General features: G+C 61.7%; 19 protein-coding genes and 1 tRNA gene. 6 read left to right on the top strand and 14 right to left on the bottom strand.

Annotated features, from left to right (window positions below; all coding sequences use genetic code 11):
- Positions 1-12: 12 nt before the first annotated feature.
- From dnaB to ispE, 13 genes are all read right to left on the bottom strand, one after another.
- A complete protein-coding gene (gene dnaB, locus DBW_RS06325; RefSeq protein ID WP_066725845.1) occupies positions 13-1,380 on the bottom strand; it encodes a replicative DNA helicase in 1,368 nt (455 codons plus the stop codon).
- An 89-nt stretch (positions 1,381-1,469) separates the two neighbouring features.
- Positions 1,470-1,916 carry a 50S ribosomal protein L9 gene (gene rplI / locus DBW_RS06320; protein ID WP_066725843.1) on the bottom strand — a complete coding sequence of 149 codons (447 nt, stop codon included), beginning with the start codon at positions 1,914-1,916 and terminating at the stop codon, positions 1,470-1,472.
- A gap of 21 nt (positions 1,917-1,937) precedes the next feature.
- Positions 1,938-2,870, bottom strand: coding sequence for a YybS family protein (locus DBW_RS06315; protein ID WP_066725839.1), 933 nt, complete (start codon positions 2,868-2,870; stop codon positions 1,938-1,940).
- 23 nt (positions 2,871-2,893) lie between these two features.
- Positions 2,894-3,166, bottom strand: coding sequence for a 30S ribosomal protein S18 (rpsR, locus tag DBW_RS06310; protein ID WP_066725836.1), 273 nt, complete (start codon positions 3,164-3,166; stop codon positions 2,894-2,896).
- 35 nt (positions 3,167-3,201) lie between these two features.
- The gene (gene rpsF, locus DBW_RS06305) at positions 3,202-3,576 is read right to left on the bottom strand and encodes a 30S ribosomal protein S6 (RefSeq protein WP_066725833.1); all 375 of its coding nucleotides are present in this window, start codon (positions 3,574-3,576) and stop codon (positions 3,202-3,204) included.
- Positions 3,577-3,664: 88 nt separating this feature from the next.
- Complete coding sequence (locus DBW_RS06300; protein ID WP_066723977.1) at positions 3,665-4,621, bottom strand: IS1595 family transposase; 957 nt, start codon at positions 4,619-4,621, stop codon at positions 3,665-3,667.
- Positions 4,622-4,772: 151 nt separating this feature from the next.
- On the bottom strand, positions 4,773-5,867 hold the full coding sequence (gene ychF, locus DBW_RS06295; RefSeq protein WP_066725830.1) for a redox-regulated ATPase YchF: 1,095 nt from the start codon (positions 5,865-5,867) through the stop codon (positions 4,773-4,775).
- A gap of 126 nt (positions 5,868-5,993) precedes the next feature.
- Positions 5,994-8,036, bottom strand: coding sequence for a sodium-translocating pyrophosphatase (locus DBW_RS06290; RefSeq protein ID WP_066725827.1), 2,043 nt, complete (start codon positions 8,034-8,036; stop codon positions 5,994-5,996).
- A gap of 38 nt (positions 8,037-8,074) precedes the next feature.
- On the bottom strand, positions 8,075-8,692 hold the full coding sequence (gene pth, locus DBW_RS06285) for an aminoacyl-tRNA hydrolase (protein ID WP_231875393.1): 618 nt from the start codon (positions 8,690-8,692) through the stop codon (positions 8,075-8,077).
- A complete protein-coding gene (locus DBW_RS06280) occupies positions 8,667-9,275 on the bottom strand; it encodes a 50S ribosomal protein L25 (RefSeq protein ID WP_066725820.1) in 609 nt (202 codons plus the stop codon). The genes pth and DBW_RS06280 overlap by 26 nt, the downstream gene beginning before the upstream one ends.
- A 78-nt stretch (positions 9,276-9,353) precedes the next feature.
- Entirely contained in the window at positions 9,354-10,295 is a 942-nt protein-coding gene (locus DBW_RS06275) for a ribose-phosphate pyrophosphokinase (protein ID WP_066725817.1), read from the bottom strand.
- 143 nt (positions 10,296-10,438) lie between these two features.
- A tRNA-Gln gene (locus DBW_RS06270) sits at positions 10,439-10,513 on the bottom strand.
- A gap of 14 nt (positions 10,514-10,527) precedes the next feature.
- On the bottom strand, positions 10,528-11,388 hold the full coding sequence (gene ispE / locus DBW_RS06265) for a 4-(cytidine 5'-diphospho)-2-C-methyl-D-erythritol kinase (protein ID WP_066725813.1): 861 nt from the start codon (positions 11,386-11,388) through the stop codon (positions 10,528-10,530).
- Between the two features lie 539 nt (positions 11,389-11,927).
- Here ispE and DBW_RS06260 point away from each other — a divergent pair.
- The 6 genes from DBW_RS06260 to DBW_RS06235 all read left to right on the top strand — a co-directional run bounded on the left by DBW_RS06260 (position 11,928) and on the right by DBW_RS06235 (position 19,158).
- Entirely contained in the window at positions 11,928-12,440 is a 513-nt protein-coding gene (locus tag DBW_RS06260; RefSeq protein ID WP_066725810.1) for a TRAP transporter small permease, read from the top strand.
- A 5-nt stretch (positions 12,441-12,445) separates the two neighbouring features.
- Positions 12,446-13,729 carry a TRAP transporter large permease gene (locus DBW_RS06255; RefSeq protein ID WP_066725807.1) on the top strand — a complete coding sequence of 428 codons (1,284 nt, stop codon included), beginning with the start codon at positions 12,446-12,448 and terminating at the stop codon, positions 13,727-13,729.
- 102 nt (positions 13,730-13,831) lie between these two features.
- Positions 13,832-14,815 (top strand): TRAP transporter substrate-binding protein, encoded by a 984-nt coding sequence (locus DBW_RS06250; RefSeq protein ID WP_066725804.1) that lies wholly within the window; start codon positions 13,832-13,834, stop codon positions 14,813-14,815.
- A gap of 128 nt (positions 14,816-14,943) precedes the next feature.
- Positions 14,944-15,429, top strand: coding sequence for a universal stress protein (locus DBW_RS06245; protein ID WP_066725801.1), 486 nt, complete (start codon positions 14,944-14,946; stop codon positions 15,427-15,429).
- Between the two features lie 188 nt (positions 15,430-15,617).
- Positions 15,618-16,613 carry a TAXI family TRAP transporter solute-binding subunit gene (locus DBW_RS06240; RefSeq protein WP_066725798.1) on the top strand — a complete coding sequence of 332 codons (996 nt, stop codon included), beginning with the start codon at positions 15,618-15,620 and terminating at the stop codon, positions 16,611-16,613.
- 103 nt (positions 16,614-16,716) lie between these two features.
- Entirely contained in the window at positions 16,717-19,158 is a 2,442-nt protein-coding gene (locus DBW_RS06235) for a TRAP transporter fused permease subunit (protein ID WP_066725795.1), read from the top strand.
- Between the two features lie 92 nt (positions 19,159-19,250).
- Here the strand turns inward: DBW_RS06235 and DBW_RS18440 are convergent, their stop codons facing one another.
- Positions 19,251-19,427, bottom strand: coding sequence for a hypothetical protein (locus DBW_RS18440; RefSeq protein WP_157471799.1), 177 nt, complete (start codon positions 19,425-19,427; stop codon positions 19,251-19,253).
- Positions 19,428-19,581: the final 154 nt, after the last annotated feature.

The following is a 19,581-nucleotide window of genomic DNA, read 5'->3' as shown; positions in this document are numbered from 1 at the left end:
TCACCCCGCGGATCAGAAGCCGTCGACGCGCCGGGTCTGGTTCTCGAAGCGGGTGAAGGCGCCGAGGAAGGTCAGATTGACGGTGCCGATCGGCCCGTTACGCTGCTTGCCGATGACGATCTCCGCATTCCGCTCATGCCCCTTGTCACAGGTCTTCTCCTTGCTCTTGCAGGCCTCGCAGTAGACCGCCTCGCGGTAGACGAACATGATGACGTCGGCGTCCTGTTCGATGGCGCCCGATTCACGCAGGTCGGCCATGATCGGGCGCTTGTCGGTACGGTTCTCGAGGGAGCGGTTGAGCTGGGAGAGGGCGATGACCGGAACGCTCAGCTCTTTGGCGAGGGCCTTGAGCGAGCGGGAGATTTCCGAAATCTCCTGCTGGCGGCTTTCCGCGTTGTGCCCGGTCATCAACTGCAGGTAGTCGACGACAATCATGCCGAGATTGCGCTCGGCCTTGAGCCGCCGCGCCTTGGCGCGCAGTTCGAGGACCGAGATCGCCGGGGTATCGTCGATATAGATCGGCGCCTCGGTCAGCAACCCGGCGCCGCTGGTCAGCTTGGGCCAGTCGGAATCCCCGAGATGCCCGGTGCGCAGGCGCGAGGCGTCGACCTTGGAGACCGAGCAGAGCAGACGCTGCACCAGCTGCTCCTTGCTCATCTCCAGCGAGAAGATGATCGTCGGCACCGGCTCGGCGGCATGGACCGCGGCATGCTCGATCATGTTCAGCGCAAAAGCGGTCTTCCCCATCGACGGCCGACCGGCGACAATAACGAGGTCTCCGGGCTGCAGACCGGCGGTCATGGTGTCGAGGTCGGTGAAGCCGGTCGGCACGCCGGTCACCGCCTCCTTGCGATCGTAGAGCTTCTCGATCGCCTTGAAAGTGTCCTTCATGATTTCGCGGGTGGAGAAGTAGGAGGGGCGGGTCTTCATCCCGGTGATCTCGAAGATCGACTTCTCCGCCCAGTCGAGGGTCTGTTCGACCTCGCCGCCATCGTAGCCGCGAGTGGCGATCTCGGTGGCGACATGGATCAGGTGGCGCCCGATCGCCTTCTCTTTGACCAGCCGACAGTAGTAGGCGATATTGGCGGCGGTCGGCACGTAATCGACCAGGGTGGCGAGGTAGGCGTTGCCGCCGATCTCATCGATCTCCCCCCGCTGCTGCAAAAGGGCGGTCAGGGTGACCAGGTCGGCCGGCTCACCCTTGTCACTGAGATCGATGATGGCGTTGAAAATTTTTCGGTGGGCTTCGCGGTAGAAGTCTTCAGGACGCAGGATCTCGAGGGCCTTGTTGAGGGCCTCGTTTTCCAGCAACACCCCGCCGAGGACCGACATCTCGGCTTCCAGGCTCTGTGGGGGGAGGCGATGGGCGCTCTCGGCCATGAACTGATCCTGGCAAACAGGTGAGCGACCGGGGCCTTGAGACCCCGGTCGCTGGGATAACGAAGATGGCGCGCTGCAGGGTGCCGGAACTACTCGGCGGCGACGACCGTGACCTTGATCTCGGCAACCACCCCGGCCGGGAGCTTGACCGGAACCTGGTAGCTGCCCAGGGCCTTGATCGGTTCATCGAGCTGGATCTTCTTGCGGTCGATCTCGATCCCGGCTTCAGCCAGTTTTGCCTCCAGTTCCATGCTGGTGACGGAACCGAAGAGCTTCCCTTCTTCACCGGCGCGGTGGGCCAGGACGCAGGAGACCTTCTCGATCCGCTGCTTGAGGACTTCCGATTCCTGGGTCACCTTCTCGAGTTTGCGGGCCATCTGCCGCTTCTGGTGCTCGAGTTCCTTGACGTTACGCAGGCTCGCCTCAACGGCGAGGCTGCGCGGCACCAGGTAGTTGCGGGCAAAACCCGGCTTCACCTTGACCATGTCCCCGATCTTGCCGAGGCCGTCTACATTTTCTGTCAGAATTACTTTCATCGATCTCCTCCGAAAAAAGCGCTAGGTCTTTTTAATTCGCGGTTTTCTGAAATCTGCCCACAGGTCGAATACGCCGATGCCGGTAACGATCAACGGCAGCGGATTGAGGACCGTAACCAGCAGGTAGCCAATCCCCCGAAAGAGGGGTGAAATCCCCTTGCGGACGAAAAAATAACTGACGACGGCCAGGCCCTGCAAGAAATAGACGGGCAACAGGACCGTCAGCAGGTTGAGAGCCACATCCTGGGGAATTCCCCTGGCAAAGGCGACCCCGAAGCCACCGGCAATCAGGGGCCAGATAAGCAGCTCGCTGGCGCGCCATTGACCGAACAGGGGCTCTGGGACCAGGTAGTTCCCCCGGGACAAGGCGGCGAGCAGGAACAGGGTCAGCATCTGTACCAGGCCGCTGACAACAGCGGCCAGAGCCGGGTAGGCGCGGAGCATGAAGGCCCCGGTTCCCTCGGCAAGCTTACGGAATTCGCCGAGTTGGTCCGCCGGCAGGTCGGCGCCCTGGTAAATGGCCAGCGCCTTGTCGAGTTCGGAACTGACGTACCCCTCAACCAGCCCGTGCAGGGTCGTCCCACTCCAGGCCGCATAACCGGCCAGGGCCAGGGCGCTGGCGGCGACCGTCACCAGCACGGTCAGGGCCACCGCCCGGTCCCAGCCGATTCCGCGCCGCAACAGGGTGGGCAACAGCAGCGAACCGATTCCAAACTGCAGCAGGTAACTGCCAAGCGTCGTCGGATCGCCTCCCCACCAGAGCCCGAGTCCGACCAGGACGACGGCAACACAACCGGCGGCAGGGCCGCAGCGCATCACCAGGTAGGCGACCGGCAGGGAGAGGAGCAGGTTGAGAAAGAGGCCTGCAGGTCCTGCGGTACCGGCAGCAATCATCAGCAGCAAGGTGACAATCGCGGCTGCGACCAGGTATAGCAGGCGTTGACCGGGGTTCATGACTTCGCCGTTAACAAATCCGGCTAGTCGATGGAATGACCGGCGGTGAAAGGAAGCAGGGCAATGTTGCGGGCCCGCTTGATCGCCTCGGTCACCTTGCGCTGATGCTCGGCGCAGTTGCCGGAGATCCGCCGCGGCACGATCTTGCCCCGTTCGGAAACAAAATAGCGCAGGGTACGGGTTTCCTTGTAATCGATCTTGAGCGTCTTGTCACCACAGAAGCGGCAGCCCTTGCGGCGGGAGAAACGCCGCCGCGGGGCAGCGCCGGAACGGGCGGGACGAGTCGGTGCAGCCATATGTCAATCCTCCGTAAACTGGTTGTCGGTCAGGGTTACTCAGCGGCCTCGTCAGACGTCGCATCGGCGTCTTCAGCAGCCGGTGCCGGCGCTTCGGCCACCGGAGCGGCTTCGATCTGCAGACCGTTCTCCAGGTAGACGGTCTGGAACTTGATGATCGCATCATCAATACGCATGCGGCGCTCGAGCTCGGCGACCACCTTGGGACCGGCTTCGTAGGCGACCAGGACGTAGCTGCCGCGGGTCTGCTTTTTCACCGGATAGGCGAGCTTGCGGGTCCCCCACTCATCGGCCTTGAGAATCTCGGCCCCCTGATCGGTGAGAATCCCCTTGAACTTGTCGACGGCAGCGGTGTAGGCCTCGCCGGCGACGTCCGGGTGGACAATGAAAATCGTTTCGTAGGTACGCATCAATAAACCTCCTCACGGGTTGTGAGCCCCGGCACCGGCCGGAGCAAGGAGAGCGGGCGGAGAATCGCCCGGTCAAAAGGGAACCTGATTAGGTCCAATTCTCAGCTCGGCGAAGCCAGGCCTCGGGCCGCTTGCCGATTGAGACACAGGCGAACAGCAGTCTTGGCAGCATGCTGCGCAGATCGAACCGCCGGTTGAACCGGTACTGAAACTCGGCCAGATAGCGATGCGCATATTTGTCGAAGTCAAACGCATGATACGTTCCGGCCATGGCCGTCTTAAGATTGCCCAGGATGGTGTTGATCCAGTGGAAGCAGCCCATGTCGGTACTTCTGCGTTGATCACCAACCACCTCTCGCTGATGGTAGCACCCAGTCTTGGTGACGGCGCGGAAGCAATTCAGGCCATCAGAAACGACCAGCGCCGTCGGTGCCAAGTGATTCTTGGCCCATTGATCAACGTCATGGCTGCTGAAGGTCGTCACCCGGCTAAAAACAGCTCGCAGCGGATGGCCCTCGTGACTGGTCTCCACTGCCGCAATGAAGGGAACTTTGTTCTCCGAACCGCGACCAACCTTACCGCCGGAGCGTTCCCCGCCCAAGTAGGCGTCGTCGATCTCGACCCGCTGGGCCAGAACCGTTGTCTCTTCGCGCTCGAACATCGCCTGCATGAGCTTGTGCTTGAGCCGCCAAGCCGCTTTGTAGCTCAAACCCAGCATTCGTCTCAACTCCAGCATCGACAGGCCGGACTTGCCTTGTGTCATGAAGTAGAGGGCCAGAAACCACTGGGTCAGCGGCAGATTGCTCCCATGGAAAATCGTTCCGGAGATCAGCGAGATCTGTTTGCGGCAGCGACAGCACTGGAAGATGTTCGACCGTCCTCGCCGAAACTGGACCGCGCGGCTTGCACCGCATGCTGGACAGACAAATCCTTGGGGCCAGCGCGAGTGCTCAAGGATCGCCTCGCATTGGGCCTCCGTACCATAGTCTTTGAGAAAATCAGCCAAGCTCAGCCCCGGTTGGAACTGGATACGATTGATGGCCATGGATGCTAACCTCCTTGTTATTCATGAGTTCCATGGCCAAACTCTATGCTCCCTGTGCGACAGAATGTGTCATAGCTGAGAATCAGACCTAATCAGGAAAGGGAATGCTGTTGTTACCACACTTTTTTCATTTATTCAATGACTTTCCTTCTCACACGTTGAAGCGAAAGTGCATGACGTCGCCATCCTTGACCACGTAATCCTTCCCCTCCAGCCGCATCAAGCCCTTCTCCTTGGCGCCCGCCTCCCCGCCGGCGCGGAGAAAATCGTCATAGGCGATGACTTCGGCACGGATAAAGCCTTTTTCGAAATCGGTATGAATCACGCCTGCCGCCTGCGGCGCCCGGGCGCCATCGGGGATGGTCCAGGCGCGGACCTCCTTGACCCCGGCGGTGAAATAGGTAATCAGGCCGAGGAGCTTGTAGCCGGCATGGATCATCCGGTCGAGCCCCGGTTCGGCGACCCCGAGTTCGTGAAGGAATTCCGCCTTCTCCTCTTCCGGAAGTTCGGCGATCTCGGCCTCGATCTTGCCGCAGATCACCACCAGCTCGGCCCCTTCCCGGGCGGCATGCTCACGCAACCGCGCCACGTAAGGGTGGTCGCCGGCGAGGTCGTCCTCGGCGACGTTGGCGACATAGAGAACCGGGCGGGCCGTGATCAGCTGCAGATCGCGCAGCACCAGGCGCTCATCGCTGTCGAGAGGGGTGGTCCGGGCCGGCCGGCCGGCATTGAGGACTTCCCGCACCTTGACCAGCACCGCCAGCTCGGCCTGCAGCTTCTTGTCTCCGCTCTTGGCCTGCTTTTCGGTGCGGGCGATCCGTTTTTCGACGGTCTCCAGGTCGGAGAGGTTGAGCTCGGTCTGGATCACCTCGGCATCCCGCAACGGGTCGACGCTGCCATCGACGTGGACGACGTTCTCGTCGTCAAAACAGCGCACGATATGGGCAATCGCCTCGACCTGGCGGATATGGCCGAGGAACTGGTTGCCGAGCCCCTCCCCCTTGCTGGCTCCCTTGACCAGGCCGGCAATGTCGACAAACTCCATGCTCGTCGGCAGAATCCGCTGCGGCTTGACGATCTTCGCCAGCGCATCGAGGCGCCGGTCGGGCACCGCCACGACGCCGACGTTCGGCTCGATGGTGCAAAAGGGGTAATTGGCCGATTCCGCACCGGCGCTGGTGATGGCGTTGAAGATGGTCGACTTGCCGACGTTGGGCAGGCCGACGATACCGCATTTGAATCCCATGGGAAGACCGTGATCCGTCTGGAGTGAGGGGGAACCCGCCCCCCTGTGCCGAGTGGGCTGGAGGCCAGAACATCGATAGCCGGGGCAAGCCCCGGCTATCGATGTCACAGCATTAGCTGCTGCCGATCAGACCAGCAGCGGCGCGATAACCAGGGAGACGACGCTCATCAGCTTGATGAGGATGTTCATCGCCGGGCCCGAAGTGTCCTTGAAGGGGTCGCCGACGGTATCTCCGACCACGGCCGCCTTGTGGGCCTCGCCCCCCTTCTTCTCGCCGGCCAGTTCGCCCTTCTCGATATATTTCTTGGCGTTGTCCCAGGCGCCGCCACCGTTGGACATCATCAGCGCCAGCAGCACGCCGGCCAGGGTCGCACCGGCGAGCATGCCGCCGAGGGCTTCTTTCTGCAGCAGGAAGCCGACCAGCACCGGCGCGATGACCGCGACCATGCCAGGCAGGACCATTTCGCGCAGCGCGGCGCGGGCCGAAATGTCGACACATTTTTCCGGCTCCGGCTTGACCCCTTCCTTCCCTTCGAGCAGGCCCGGGATTTCCCGGAACTGGCGACGGATTTCATCGACCATCTTGCCGGCGGCACGACCGACGCTGGTCATGGTCAAAGCGCCGATGAAGAACGGCAGGGCGCCGCCGATGAAGAGGCCGATGACGACGCGGGGGTTGATGAGGTTGATGGTCTCCAGCTTGACCGCCGTTGCATAGGCCGAAAAGAGCGCCAGGGCGGTGAGGGCGGCGGAACCGATGGCGAAACCCTTGCCGACAGCGGCGGTGGTGTTGCCGATGGCGTCGAGGCCGTCGGTGATCTTGCGGACTTCCGGTCCGAGACCGGCCATCTCCGAGATCCCGCCGGCGTTGTCGGCGATCGGCCCGTAGGCATCGACGGTCATGGTGACGCCAACGGTGGCGAGCATGCCGACCGCAGCGATACCGATGCCGTAGAGACCGGCGAAGTGGTTGGCGACGAAGATACCGACGCAGATAATCAGGATCGGACCGGCGGTGCTTTCAAGACCGACCGCGAGACCGTGGATGATGTTGGTCGCCGGCCCGGTCTTGCTCGCCTCGGCAATGCGGGAGACCGGGGCGGCGGCGGTGTAATACTCGGTCACCAGGCCAATGGCGATGCCGGCCAGGGTACCGGCGAGGACCGCCCAGAAGACCCCGTTGCTGATGTGCATGGCGCGGGTGATGAAGAAGGTCGCGACCAGGAAGAGGCCGGCGGCAACGAAGGTGGTGTAGCGCAGGGCGGCCGCCGGATCGATCCCCTTGAGAAACTTCATCGAACCGACGCCGATCAGGGAGAAGATCAGACCGGCCATGGCCAGCACCAGCGGCAGCAGCATGGCGTTGGCCTGGGTCAGCTTGAACAGGTCGGAGCCGACCTCGACCGGAGCTCCGGCGAGGGTGCTCATCAGGCCGGCGCCGGCGGTAGCGCCGATGGCGATAGTGGCGATGATCGAACCGACGTAGGACTCGAAGATATCGGCGCCCATGCCGGCGGTGTCGCCGACGCAGTCACCGACGTTGTCGGCGATGACGCCGGGGTTGCGGGGATCGTCCTCGGGGATTCCGGCCTCGACCTTGCCGACGAGGTCGGCGCCGACGTCCGCGGCCTTGGTATAGATGCCGCCACCGACGCGGGCGAAGAGGGCGATGGAGGAGGCGCCCATGGCGAAGCCGTTGATGTACTGGGCAGTGGCCGGATCACCACCGAAAACGATATAGGCGATACCGACGCCGATCAGGCCCATGGAGGCGACCGCCAGGCCCATGACCGCGCCGCCGTTGAAAGCAACCATCAGGGCCGAACCCTGGCCGGAGGTCCGCGCCGCCTCGGCGGTGCGGACATTGGCGCGGGTCGCGGCCTTCATGCCGATGAAACCGCAGAGCATCGAGCAGAGCGCGCCGCCGACGAAGGCGATCGCGGTCTGGAAGCCCATCGCCAGCAGGATGAGGAAGAAGACCAGGACGATGAACCCGGCCAGCACGGTGTACTCGCGGCGTAAAAACGCCATGGCACCGGCATGAATCGCCTCGGAAATTTCCTTCATCTTGTCGTTGCCGATCGGCTGGGCCTTGATCACCGTGTAGATCACCAGCGCGATGGCAAAGCCGATCACCCCCAGGATTGGTGCAAACATCTGCAGTTCCATGGTCAGTTCCTTCCCTCTCTGTTCCGTCTCGGTTTGAATTAGTCCGGGCTGGCAAAAGCCCGGTTATTGAATTCGTTCATGGCCGCCGCCGCTCCGCGGACCAGCAGCGTTTCCAGAGCTGCGACTCCCGCCGCCAGCACCTGGTCGAGCTCACCCCGCTCCCGGGCGGAAAAGGGGTTGAGTACGTAGCCGGCGACATCCCCGCCCTGCGGCGGCCGGCCGACGCCGATGCGCAGGCGCAAAAACTCGCCACTGCCAAGATTGCCGCAGATCGAGCGCAGCCCGTTGTGACCGCCATGCCCGCCACCGGCCTTGATACGCAAGGCGCCAAAGGGGAGATCGATCTCGTCGTGGACCACAATCAAATCCCCCGGTTCGACGCCGAGGGATTTGCATGCCGAGCCGACGCTGGCACCGCTGAGATTCATGAAGGTCAGGGGGAGCAGCAGGGTCGCTTCAATCCCGGCGATCCGGCCGGTGCCATACACTCCCTGGTGCCCCTTCTTTTTCAGGGCCAAGCCGTGGGCGGCAGCGAGCCGCTGGACGACCATGAAACCGACATTGTGACGCGTCGCCGCGTAGCGTTCCCCAGGATTACCGAGGCCGGCGACCAGCATCATCGGTGACGACTCACTCCGCCGCGACTTCCTCGGCACCCTCCGTCACTTCTTCGGCCTCTTCCTTGTGACCAGTGACGGTGATTACCGTGAAGTTGACTTCGTGGGGGATTTCGACCCCCGCCGGCACCACCAGGTCGGCGACATGCAGCACGTCGCCGATGGCGAGATGGGCCACATCGACATCGATGGAAGCCGGAATCGCGGTCGGCAGACAGACCACCTCGAGCTCATGCCGGATCACCTGCAGGTTGCCACCGGCTTTTTCCCCGGCGGATTTGCCGATCGGGTGGACCGGTACCATGACGTGAACCTTCTTGGTCAGGTCGATGACCTGGAAGTCGGCATGCTGCGCTTCGCGGCGAATGGCGCTGACCTGGAGATCCTTGAGGATCACCACGCGGCCATTGAAGGGGCCCTCCCCGGACAGGGTGATCAGCGTGTTCCAGCCTGCCTCGGTGGCAATCGCCTGCTTCAGGGCTTTCGGTTCGACGTTGACGGCGCAGGGCTCCAGCCCCTTGCCATAAACAACGGCCGGGACCAGCCCCTGGCGGCGGGCAGCGCGCGCCCCGCCCTTGCCGAGATCGGCGCGCAGGGTGACGTTGAGATTCGATTGGGCCATAGCTATCCTCCATTCAACTTGCGACCGGCGTTCCGGTCGGCGATCGGTGTTTGAAAATCCAGGTGACCTTATCGGTCGCTAAACAAAGAGCGAGCTGACCGACTCGTCGCTATTGATGCGCTTGATCGCCTCGGCCAGCAGGCCGGCAACCGACAAAGAGCGCAGCTTGGGGCAGATCGCGATCTTCTCCGTGGTCGGGATGGTGTTGGTGATCACCACCTCCCGCAGACAGCTCTCGTTGATCCGCTCCAGCGCCGGCCCCGACAGGACCGCGTGGGTTGCACAGGCGAAAACCTCCTTCGCCCCCTTCTCCTTGAGGGCCTTGGCCGCCTGGCAGAGGGTTCCGGCCGTGTCGATCATATCATCGACGATCAGGCAGACCTCCCCTTCGACATCCCCGATGATATGCATGACCTCGGAAACGTTGGGCCCGCTGCGTCGTTTGTCGATGATCGCCAGACCGGCGTCGAGGCGCTTGGCAAAAGCCCGCGCCCGTTCGGTACCGCCGGCATCGGGGGAGACAACAACCAGGCGGCTGCTGTTGTTCTCCTTGATGTCGGCAAGCATGACCGGAGCGGCATAGAGGTGATCGACCGGGATATTGAAAAAGCCCTGGATCTGGCCGGCGTGGAGATCCATGGTCAGCACACGGTCAGTGCCGGCCGTAGCGATCAGGTCGGCGACCAGTTTACTGGTAATCGGAGTTCGTGGCGCCACCTTGCGGTCCTGGCGCGCATAACCGAAATAAGGCATGACTGCAGTGATGCGCGCCGCCGAGGCACGCTTCAGCGCGTCCACCATGACCAGCAGCTCCATCAGGTTGTTGTTGGAGGGCTCGCAGGTCGACTGGATCACATAGACGTCACGGCCGCGAACGTTTTCGCCGATCTCGACCATGATTTCGCCATCGGAAAAGTTGCGCACCTTGGCCTTGGCCAGGGGCACCCCCAGACAGGCGCAAATCTCGCTGGCCAGCGGGACGTTCGAATTACCCGAAAAAATCCTGATCTTTTCCACCACGTCTCCTGGTCTGTTTCACACGAAAAACCAGTAGGCCATGGAACACCCATGACCTAACCGGAAGGGGGGCGGTTCTGGAGTTTGCTGAATCTTAATTGCAGACGGCCGGAAGTCAGCGTTACGAAGAGGCCGCCCGGCGTGAATGGCTGGGGCGCCAGGATTCGAACCTGGGAATGCCGGAATCAAAATCCGGTGCCTTACCGCTTGGCGACGCCCCAAATAAACCTGCCTGCTAAACTTGCGCCGGCCCGTCCGCCAACGGCTCCACCAGGAAGACCCGCCACCCCGGTGTCGCCTGCAGAATTTCCTTGGCCCGTCGGGCCGCAGTCGGGTCGGTAAAAAGGCCGAACAGGGTCGGGCCGCTACCGCTCATCAGGGCGCCATCGGCACCGAGCCCGACCAGCTGCGCCTTGATGGTGGCCAGCTCCGGATAGCGCCCAACGGTGACCTGCTCCAGATCGTTGTGCAGCAGACGCACCAGTTCTGCCGGCGTCTTGGGAAACTTGCGCAGTTTAGCCACATCGCCAGGACGTGTCAACCCCAAATTTCCGTAGACCCAGGCCGTAGAAACCGCGATTCTGGGGTTGACCAGCAGGTAGGAAACCGGCGGCAACCCCGGGGTCGGCTCCAGGAGGTCGCCGACCCCCTCGGCCCAGGCCTGGCGTTCCAGTACAAAGAACGGCACGTCCGCACCGAGCTGACGCCCCAACACCCGTAGCGCTTCGTTCGAAACGCCAAGACCGAGCATCCGGTTAAGCCCGAGCAGCACGGCGGCCGCGTCGGAAGAACCGCCGCCAAGTCCCGCAGCGACCGGGATCTGCTTGTCGATGGCAATCGTCACTCGCCCCTTTAATCCGACATGGCTGAGCAAGAGCCGCGCGGCACGGGCGGCAAGGTTCTCCTCCCCCGCAGCCAGGGGAACCCCGACGCAGTCGACGGCGAGATCCGGGGCGGGAGCGACCGCGATCTCCACGCGGTCGAAGAGGGTGATGCGCTGCATCAGCATCAACAGGTCGTGGTAGCCGTCCGCACGCTTGCCGAGAACATGGAGACAGAGGTTGACTTTGGCCGGAGCCAGAAAGGTTTGCCGCATTGAATTCTCCTGAAGTGCACAACCGCCACCAGCGGTCATCTTCAAAAACCCCATCCAGATTGTCAAGCAGTTAACACATCTCCAGGAATGAACTACCCCGCAGCAAGCTACGGGGTATCAACAGCCTACACCCTTAGTAAAAATCGCCCAGCAAGCTGCGGGGAATTGAACCCAACTTTTGATTAAAAGGGGGCAACGGCGAGACAAGGCGGCCGCTGGCCAATTTTGGCCAGATTGGGCCGATTTCCACCCTTCCTCATCCCGGAGACCACCCCGGGTCGCAACCGGAACAGACCGACATCGTTTACTTTTTCAATGCACCCCCAGAGGATGAAAAGGTTTTTTACCCCTGGCATCCTCTTTGCGTATAGCACCCCCCGCCAGGCACTTTAGAATGGCGTTCCATTTTGCGCGGAATACAGCAGCGTCCGATCCGGCCCTGATGCCAAAGGCCTGAAAAAAGGAAACTAACCCACGAAAGTCGGCAGAACATCATATCGAGTCCGGCGCCCCCCTAATTCTAGAATGGGAAGCAAATCATGTTTGAAAAACTTGACCGCTACCTGGAGATCTTCAGCACACTGGTGATGACCGTCACCATGTCGGCGGCCACCCTGGTGGCATTCGTCAACGTGGTGCTGCGTTACTGCTTCAACATGTCCCTGACCTGGGCCGGAGAGGCGACCTCCTACCTCTTTATCTGGTCGGCCCTGTTCGGCGCCGCCTACGGCTTCAAGATCGGCATGCATCTCGGCGTCACCATCCTGATCCAGGCCTTGCCGCCACGCGTGGCCAAGTGGGTCCTCTCCTGCAGCCTGACCATCGTCCTCGGCTACCTGATCTGCCTGATCTTCTGGGGCTACGACTTCGTTGTCTTCAACCACATGATGGGAATGACCTCGGTCGACCTCGAGATCTCCTACTGGATTATCTACATCTGCGTACCGATTGCGATGTCGATCGCCTCCTACCAGGTCCTGCTCAAGCTGATCAAGACCCTGCGGGTCCCGGGCGATCAATTCAGCTATGACATGGTCATGAAGGAGCATTAACCGCTATGGCAACCTTACTTCTCTTTGTCCTCCTCTTCAGCCTGCTCCTGATCGGCGTACCGATCGCGGTCGCCCTCGGCCTGTCCACGACGGCGGTGATTCTCCTCTTCACTGACCAGCCGACGCTGGTCATCGCCCAGCAGATGTTTACCTCGCTCGACAAATTCGCGCTGATGGCGATCCCGCTCTTCGTTCTCGCCGGCAACTTCCTCTCCCAGGGCGGGGCGGCGAAGCGCATCATCCGCTTTGCCCGCTCCCTGGTCGGGCATCTCCCCGGCGGCCTGCCGATGTCGGCGATCTTTGCCTGCATCATCTTTGCGGCAGTCAGCGGCTCCTCGCCGGCCACCGTGGCGGCGATCGGTTCGATCATGATGGGCGCCATCAAGGACGACGGTTACGGCAGCGCCTTTTCCGTCGGCTCCATCGTCTGCTCCGGCTCGCTCGGCATCCTCATTCCACCGTCCATCGTCCTGATCGTCTACGGTGTCACCGTCGACCAGTCGATCGGCCGCCTCTTCATGGCCGGAGTGGTCCCCGGCATTTTTCTCGGCGGCGGCCTGATGCTGGTCACCTACCTTGCGGCGCGGCGCGCCGGCTTCAAGAAGACCGAACGCGCCTCCGGCAAGGAGATCTGGGTCTCCTTCAAGGACGCCTCCTGGGGCCTCGCGGTGGTGGTCATCATCATCGGCGGCATCTACGGCGGGCTCTTCACCCCGACCGAGGCGGCCGCGGTCTCGGCCGTCTACGGTTTCTTCGTCGTCAAGTTCATCTACCGGGATCTCTCCTGGAAGCAGATTCCCGAGGTGATCAAGGCTTCCGCCTCGACGGCGGCGATGATCATGTTCATCATCGCCAACGCCATGGTCTTTGCCTACCTGCTCACCATCCAGCAGATCCCCCAGGAGCTGGCGGCCTGGATCATCGGCATGAACCTGAGCAAATACATGTTCCTGGTCTTCGTCAACCTGCTGCTCCTGCTCGCCGGCAACTTCATGGAGCCGTCGAGCCTGATCATGATCATCGCCCCGCTCATCTTCCCGGTGGCGATGCAGCTCGGCATCGACCCGATCCATCTCGGTGTCATCGTTACCGTCAACATGGAGATCGGCATGCTCACGCCGCCGGTCGGGCTCAACCTCTTTGTTGCCAGCGGCATTTCGGGCCTGAGTCTGGGCGAAGTGGTCAAGGCTTCGCTCCCCTGGTTCTTCGTGTTGCTGGTCGGCCTGCTGATATTGACCTATATCCCGGCCATCTCCCTCTGGCTGCCGAACCTGATGTACGGCGGCTGATCGCGAAGTTATTCAATCGCACCAAGAACGGGCTACTGGCCCCAGATTCGCCATTGGTACGCGATCTGGCCAGCCCCCCCAACCCTTAGGAGGAAAAAGTCTATGCGTAAGTTTGGAATCCTTGCCGGCCTGCTGGTTCTCCTGCTGGCCGCCGCCCCGGCCTTCGCCGGCCCCATCACCATCAAGTTCAGTCACGTAGTCGCTGTCGACACCCCCAAAGGGCAGGCGGCCGAGTACTTCAAGAAGTTGGTCGAGGAGCGCTCCAACGGCGAGATCAAGGTCGAAGTCTATCCCAACTCGTCGCTCTTCGACGACAAGGATATCATGACCCCGCTGATGACCAACGCCGTGCAGATGGCGGCGCCGAGCTTCTCCAAGTTCACCTCCTTCGCCCCCAACCTGCAGCTGGTCGACCTGCCCTTCCTCTTCAACGACGCCGACCATCTGCACAAGGTTCTTGCCGGCGAAGTCGGCCAGAAAATTCTGGATACCGTCGGCAAAAAAGGGCTGGTCGGCCTCTCCTTCTGGGACAGCGGTTTCAAACAGCTCTCCGCCAACAAACCGCTCCTCATGCCAGCCGACGCGGCCGGGCTGAAATTCCGTATCATGTCCTCCAAGGTCCTCGAAGCCCAGTTCAAGGCGGTCAACGCCAACCCCCAGGTCCTCCCCTTCTCCGAGGTCTACAGCGCCCTGCAGCAGGGGGTCGTCGATGCCTGCGAAAATCCGCTGTCCAACTTCTACACCAAGAAGTTCTACGAGGTGCAGTCCGATCTCACCATGTCGAACCATGGCTACCTCGGCTACCTGGTGGTGACCAACAAGATCTTCTGGAGCAAACTCAACGACCAGCAGAAGACTCTGATCACCCAGGCGATGAAGGAAGCGACCCAGTACGGCAACGACCTCGCCCTGAAGATGGACCTCGATTATCTGGCCAAAGTCAAGGAATCGGGCAAGACCACCGTTCACGAGCTCACCCCGGCCCAGCGCAAAGCGTGGCAGGAGGCGATGATGGCCATCTACCCCGAGTTCTACGACGTCATCGGCAAAGACCTGATCGACGCCGCCCTCGCGGCCGGCAAATAAGGCTAGCGAGCAGTTGACAAAGGGGAGGCCTTTGCGCCTCCCCTTTCTTTTAGCGGCAGGGGATGCCCTCCCGCCCGTCCGGTGCTAAACTTCAGCCAAAGCCGCTCTTCCGCAGAAGGAGCCATGCCATGCTGCCCAACTATACGGACATCCTCGTTGCCACTGACCTGAGCCCGAACTCTCTCCAGGCCTTCAAGCACGCCGTGATGATGGCGCGGCGCAACAAGGCAAGCATTCACCTCCTCCACGTCGTCCCCGAAATCGACGCCTCGATGCGCGCCTACATTTCGGCGATGATGGTCAAGGGGAGCCTCGACCGCTTCGATGCCGAACACGAAACCGAAGCGCGCGCGGAGATCGCCCGCCGCCTGAAGCAGTTTGCTGCCGACGAACTCGCCGATCATCCCGAAGATCTGGAGCGGGTGACCTCGGTCGATGTCTGCCACGGCGACCCGGTCACCAATATCCTGCTGACGGCCGACCGTCTCAATGTCGACGTCATCGTCATGGGGACCCACGGCAAGGGGGCCATGGAGTACACCTTTCTCGGCAGCGTTGCGGAAAAGGTTCTCCGGAAAACCCGGCGTCCGGTCTTCATAATTCCGATCCCCTGATCGCCCGATCGCACTTCGCTCCTCCCCTCCCCGGACGCTTCCCTTTCCAGGGGTGTCGTCCGACCGGATGGGCGCAACCGCCCCGGGGTTGGCCTGCTTGCCTGGCGGATTTTTTCTGATATAAATAGAACGTCGTTCTTTCTATAGTCCGCCAACCATCCCAAGGAAGAAGAAAAGGAGAAGTGAAGATGAAAAGTATGCGGTTTATAACACTTTCTGGCTGTCTTATGCTGGCCCTCGCCCTGGTTCTGGCCCCAACTCCAGGCCAGGCGGCCAAGACCCGCCTGGCATTCTCCGGCGGTCCGGAAGGGGGAACCTTTCAGTATTTTTCCAACGGCATCGCTTCACGCCTCTCCAAGGACATGCCGACAGTTGAAGTCTCGAACATGGCCTCGGCCGGATCGGTGGAAAATCTGCGCCGCGTCGATTCCGGAGAAGCCGACTTTGGCATCTCCTATTCGGGGGACCTCTACCTGGCCCGCAACGGCAAGCTCCCCCAGGACGCGAAGAAGTACGTGAACGTCCAGGCCATCTCCTATCTTTACGGCGCTCCGGCCCACCTCATTGTCCTCGACGGAAGCGGCATCAACGCGGTGGCTGACCTGGCAGGGAAAAAGGTCGGCGTCGGTGGCGCCGGTTCCGGAGCCGCCGCCAGCGCCCAGCGCTATTTCAGCGCCCTCGGGCTCTGGGACAAGATGCAGCCCCAGTTCATCGGCTACAACGATGCCGTCTCCGCCATGGGCGACAAACTGCTCGACGCGGTCTGGGTCTTTGCCGGCTTCCCCAACTCCTCGGTCATCCAGGCCGCGGCAAGCAACAAAATCAAGATTCTCGACACCTATGAGGCTGGCGTCAAAGGTGGCTTCTTCGACGAATACCCCTTCTATGCCGAGATTACCATTCCGGCCGGCACCTACAGCGGCGTCGACTATCCGGTAAAAACTTTCCAGGACAGCGCCCTCTGGGTCTCCGGCAAGCATGTCGGTACCGCCCTGGTCCGTGATTCCCTTGCGGATATCTACTCACCGGAAGGGCTTGCCTACATGGTAAAAGTCAAGAGTACCGCCAAGGAAATGAGCGTTGCGGGGGGACTCAAAGGGATCGTCACCCCGATCCACGAAGGGGCCGAGAAGTTCTGGACCGAACAGGGCTTGACAGTCAGCGCCGCCCAGAAAGCGCGGTAAGCAGAGTCCGGCCTTGAATGACTGTAGAAGCGGGGTCCAGCCGGACCCCGCTTCTACATATCCCGCCAGCCCGCCTATCCAGCCAGGAGCGCCGAAATACGTGATGAGCGAAGACCTCAGCGAAGAAATCAAGGACCTCTCCGCCGCAGAGAAGGCCAAGCTCAAGAAGCTGATGGAAAAGGAGGCCCGGTCCTTTCGGGTTCCGACCGGCTTCTGGAAGTGGCTGGTCGCAATTCTCGGCGCCGTCATGGTTCTCTTCTATTTCTACTCGGCCGGCCTTCGGGCCGTCGCCACCCAGTACCACCGCGGGGTTTACGTCTTTGTCACCTACGTGCTGGTCTTCCTGCTCTACCCGGCCGGCAAAGTGCGCATCCGCCTCCTGCTCGGACTCGCCCTCGGCGCCATAATCTCCGGCAGCATCGCCGCCCTCCTCTTTTTTCCCGACGTGGCGACCTTTCACGCCACGCTGATGGGCTTCGGCGAGCGCTGGAGCAGCCAGGGGGTGGTGGCCGCGTTCAGCGACGGCGGGGCGGTGATCGGCCTGGGGCTGGCCACCCTCGCCATCACGGCAGCGCTGTTGCCGGTCGACACCCTGATGACCCGGCGCTGGCCGCAGTTGCCGGCACTTTCTGACATCCTCTTCGCCGTGGCCTCGGCCCTCGTGGTCTACTACTGGATTCACGAATTCGAAGCGCTTAATTACCGGGCCGGGGCCGAGAACGAAATGGATGCTCTGGTCAGCGTCGTCGGCATCTTCCTCTCCCTGGAGGTCGCCCGCCGCGTTCTCGGCTGGTCAATGACCATCATCGGTCTCGCCTTTTTGAGCTACGGCTACTTCGGTCCGCACTTCCCCGAGATCATCGCCCACCGCGGCTTCGGCATCGAACGCCTCTGCACCTCCCTCTACCTGACGACCAACGGCGTCTTCGGGGTGATGGCAAGCGTCCTCGCCACCTATGTCATCCTTTTCATCTTTTTCGGCGCCTTCCTGCAGAAATCGGGCGCCGGCAAATTTTTTATCGACCTGCCGCTGGCGGTCGCCGGCCGCACCACCGGCGGACCGGCCAAGGTCGCGGTCATTGCCTCGGCCATGTTCGGCTCGGTATCGGGGAGCGCCATCGCCAACACGGTCTCCACCGGTGCCTTCACCATTCCCCTGATGAAGCGGGCCGGTTTCCGCCCCCATGTCGCCGGGGCGATCGAGCCGGCAGCCTCCATCGGCGGCATGTTCCTCCCCCCGGTCATGGGCGCCGGCGGCTTTTTGATGGCGGAACTGACCGAGACTCCTTATAGCTACATCATGATGATCTCGGTCTTCCCGGCCCTGCTCTACTTCTTCTCGGTCTTCTGCATGATCCATTTCGAGGCGAAGAAACTGAAAATCCAGGGGCTTGTCGGCGAAGAGTTCCCCCACTGGAAGGAAGTTCTGAAAAAAGACTGGTATTTTTCCCTGCCCCTGATCATTATCACCGTCCTCATGATTCTGGGACGCTCCCCGGGGTTTTCCGCCTTCTGGGCGACCATCTCCTGCATCGTGATCAGCTGGTTCCAGGCCGAGACCCGCATGGGTATCGCCAAAATCTGGGATGCCATCCAGACTGGGGCCCGCAACACCCTGGTGATTGGCGCCACCCTCGGCGTCATCGGCATCATCGTCGGCACCATCTCCCTCACCGGGGTCGGGCTGAAATTCTCCGATATCATCATCTCCCTTGCTCACGGCAACCTGCTTGCCGCCCTCGGCCTGGTCGGCCTTGCCTCCCTGGTTCTCGGCATGGGGGTACCGGTCACCGCGGCCTACCTGATCACGGCGGTCCTTGCCGTACCACCGCTGGGAGACATGGGGGTGCCGATTATCTGCGCCCACATGATCGTCTACTGGTTCAGCCAGGATTCCAACATCACCCCCCCGGTCTGCGTCGCGGCCTATGCCGGTGCCGCCATCGCCGGCTCCGACCCTTGGAAGACCGGCTGGACCAGCTTCAAGTACGCCAAGCTCCTCTATGTCGTCCCTATCCTCATGGCCTTCACCCCGAGCATCCTGTTCCAGGCGAAGACGGTCAATATCACCATGCCCGCCATCGACGACGAGATTCCCTTCGCCACGGTCATGAAAATCCATGTCAAGCCCGGCGACCATTTCGTTGCCGGCGACAAGATCGTCACCGTTCTGAGTGGCGACCAGCCCATCGAAGTCCACGCCAAACGGGAAGGGGACGTCAAGCACATCGCCATTCCCAATGGTGGCATGGTCAATTCCGGCGAGGTGATTGTCGCCGGCGAGCAAATGGCCACCCCTCACCTGATTATCTCGTCCTTTGTCTCGGCGATCCTCGGCACCATCGCCTTCTCGGCCCTGACCATGTTCTACTGGATCCGCAAGACCACGCTCCCGGAGTGGCTCATCCTCGCCGTCGCCACCATCCTCCTCTATACACCGGGCCTGGTCACCGACCTGAGCGGCATCGCCCTGGTCGCCATCGTCTGGTTCCTGCAACGCACCAAGAACAAGCGCGATGCCTTGCTGCCGGCCGCTGCGGCCTGATCTGCTGGTCGGCGGAAACACAAATGGAAAAGGCAGCCTCGAAAGGCTGCCTTTTCCATTCCCGGGATGGAGATTCCGATGCAAGCGGCGTCTCAGCCGCCCAGACCGAAGTGATGACTTGCTATATAGGCAATGGCCGGCCAGGCGACCAGTATCGCCGTAACCAGCGCCACGAACCCGGCCGCAACCAGCAACATGATCACCCAGGCCCCGGATGCCAAATCGAAAAACTTTCCACCTGTCCGCCCCTGCTGATAGCTCTGCGCCATGACTGCCTCCTTATCCCTCATGAGTTCAAAAGCCCCGTTGTGATCAGTATAGCACAAAATTATTCATTTTTAATCTCCAGCAAATAGCCTGGATTCGGCCAGGCAGCCGTTGACAATCTGCGTTAGAATAGGTGCAATCTCTTCGCCCCCGGAG

Source organism: Desulfuromonas sp. DDH964, assembly GCF_001611275.1.
Classification (GTDB): domain Bacteria; phylum Desulfobacterota; class Desulfuromonadia; order Desulfuromonadales; family DDH964; genus DDH964.
Note: the sequence above shows the minus strand (reverse complement) of the source record. Positions and strands in the feature narration are given on the sequence as shown.

What these genes read in the sequence shown, in the direction of transcription:
- ychF (WP_066725830.1), bottom strand. Translation starts at nt 5,867, where the DNA reads ATGGGATTCAAATGCGGTATCGTCGGCCTGCCCAACGTCGGCAAGTCG.
- DBW_RS06300 (WP_066723977.1), bottom strand. Translation starts at nt 4,621, where the DNA reads ATGGCCATCAATCGTATCCAGTTCCAACCGGGGCTGAGCTTGGCTGAT.
- DBW_RS06255 (WP_066725807.1), top strand. Translation starts at nt 12,446, where the DNA reads ATGGCAACCTTACTTCTCTTTGTCCTCCTCTTCAGCCTGCTCCTGATC.
- rplI (WP_066725843.1), bottom strand. Translation starts at nt 1,916, where the DNA reads ATGAAAGTAATTCTGACAGAAAATGTAGACGGCCTCGGCAAGATCGGG.
- DBW_RS06250 (WP_066725804.1), top strand. Translation starts at nt 13,832, where the DNA reads ATGCGTAAGTTTGGAATCCTTGCCGGCCTGCTGGTTCTCCTGCTGGCC.
- DBW_RS06235 (WP_066725795.1), top strand. Translation starts at nt 16,717, where the DNA reads ATGAGCGAAGACCTCAGCGAAGAAATCAAGGACCTCTCCGCCGCAGAG.
- dnaB (WP_066725845.1), bottom strand. Translation starts at nt 1,380, where the DNA reads ATGGCCGAGAGCGCCCATCGCCTCCCCCCACAGAGCCTGGAAGCCGAG.
- DBW_RS06240 (WP_066725798.1), top strand. Translation starts at nt 15,618, where the DNA reads ATGAAAAGTATGCGGTTTATAACACTTTCTGGCTGTCTTATGCTGGCC.
- DBW_RS06245 (WP_066725801.1), top strand. Translation starts at nt 14,944, where the DNA reads ATGCTGCCCAACTATACGGACATCCTCGTTGCCACTGACCTGAGCCCG.
- ispE (WP_066725813.1), bottom strand. Translation starts at nt 11,388, where the DNA reads ATGCGGCAAACCTTTCTGGCTCCGGCCAAAGTCAACCTCTGTCTCCAT.
- DBW_RS06280 (WP_066725820.1), bottom strand. Translation starts at nt 9,275, where the DNA reads ATGGCCCAATCGAATCTCAACGTCACCCTGCGCGCCGATCTCGGCAAG.
- DBW_RS06260 (WP_066725810.1), top strand. Translation starts at nt 11,928, where the DNA reads ATGTTTGAAAAACTTGACCGCTACCTGGAGATCTTCAGCACACTGGTG.
- DBW_RS06290 (WP_066725827.1), bottom strand. Translation starts at nt 8,036, where the DNA reads ATGGAACTGCAGATGTTTGCACCAATCCTGGGGGTGATCGGCTTTGCC.
- rpsR (WP_066725836.1), bottom strand. Translation starts at nt 3,166, where the DNA reads ATGGCTGCACCGACTCGTCCCGCCCGTTCCGGCGCTGCCCCGCGGCGG.
- rpsF (WP_066725833.1), bottom strand. Translation starts at nt 3,576, where the DNA reads ATGCGTACCTACGAAACGATTTTCATTGTCCACCCGGACGTCGCCGGC.
- DBW_RS18440 (WP_157471799.1), bottom strand. Translation starts at nt 19,427, where the DNA reads ATGGCGCAGAGCTATCAGCAGGGGCGGACAGGTGGAAAGTTTTTCGAT.
- DBW_RS06315 (WP_066725839.1), bottom strand. Translation starts at nt 2,870, where the DNA reads ATGAACCCCGGTCAACGCCTGCTATACCTGGTCGCAGCCGCGATTGTC.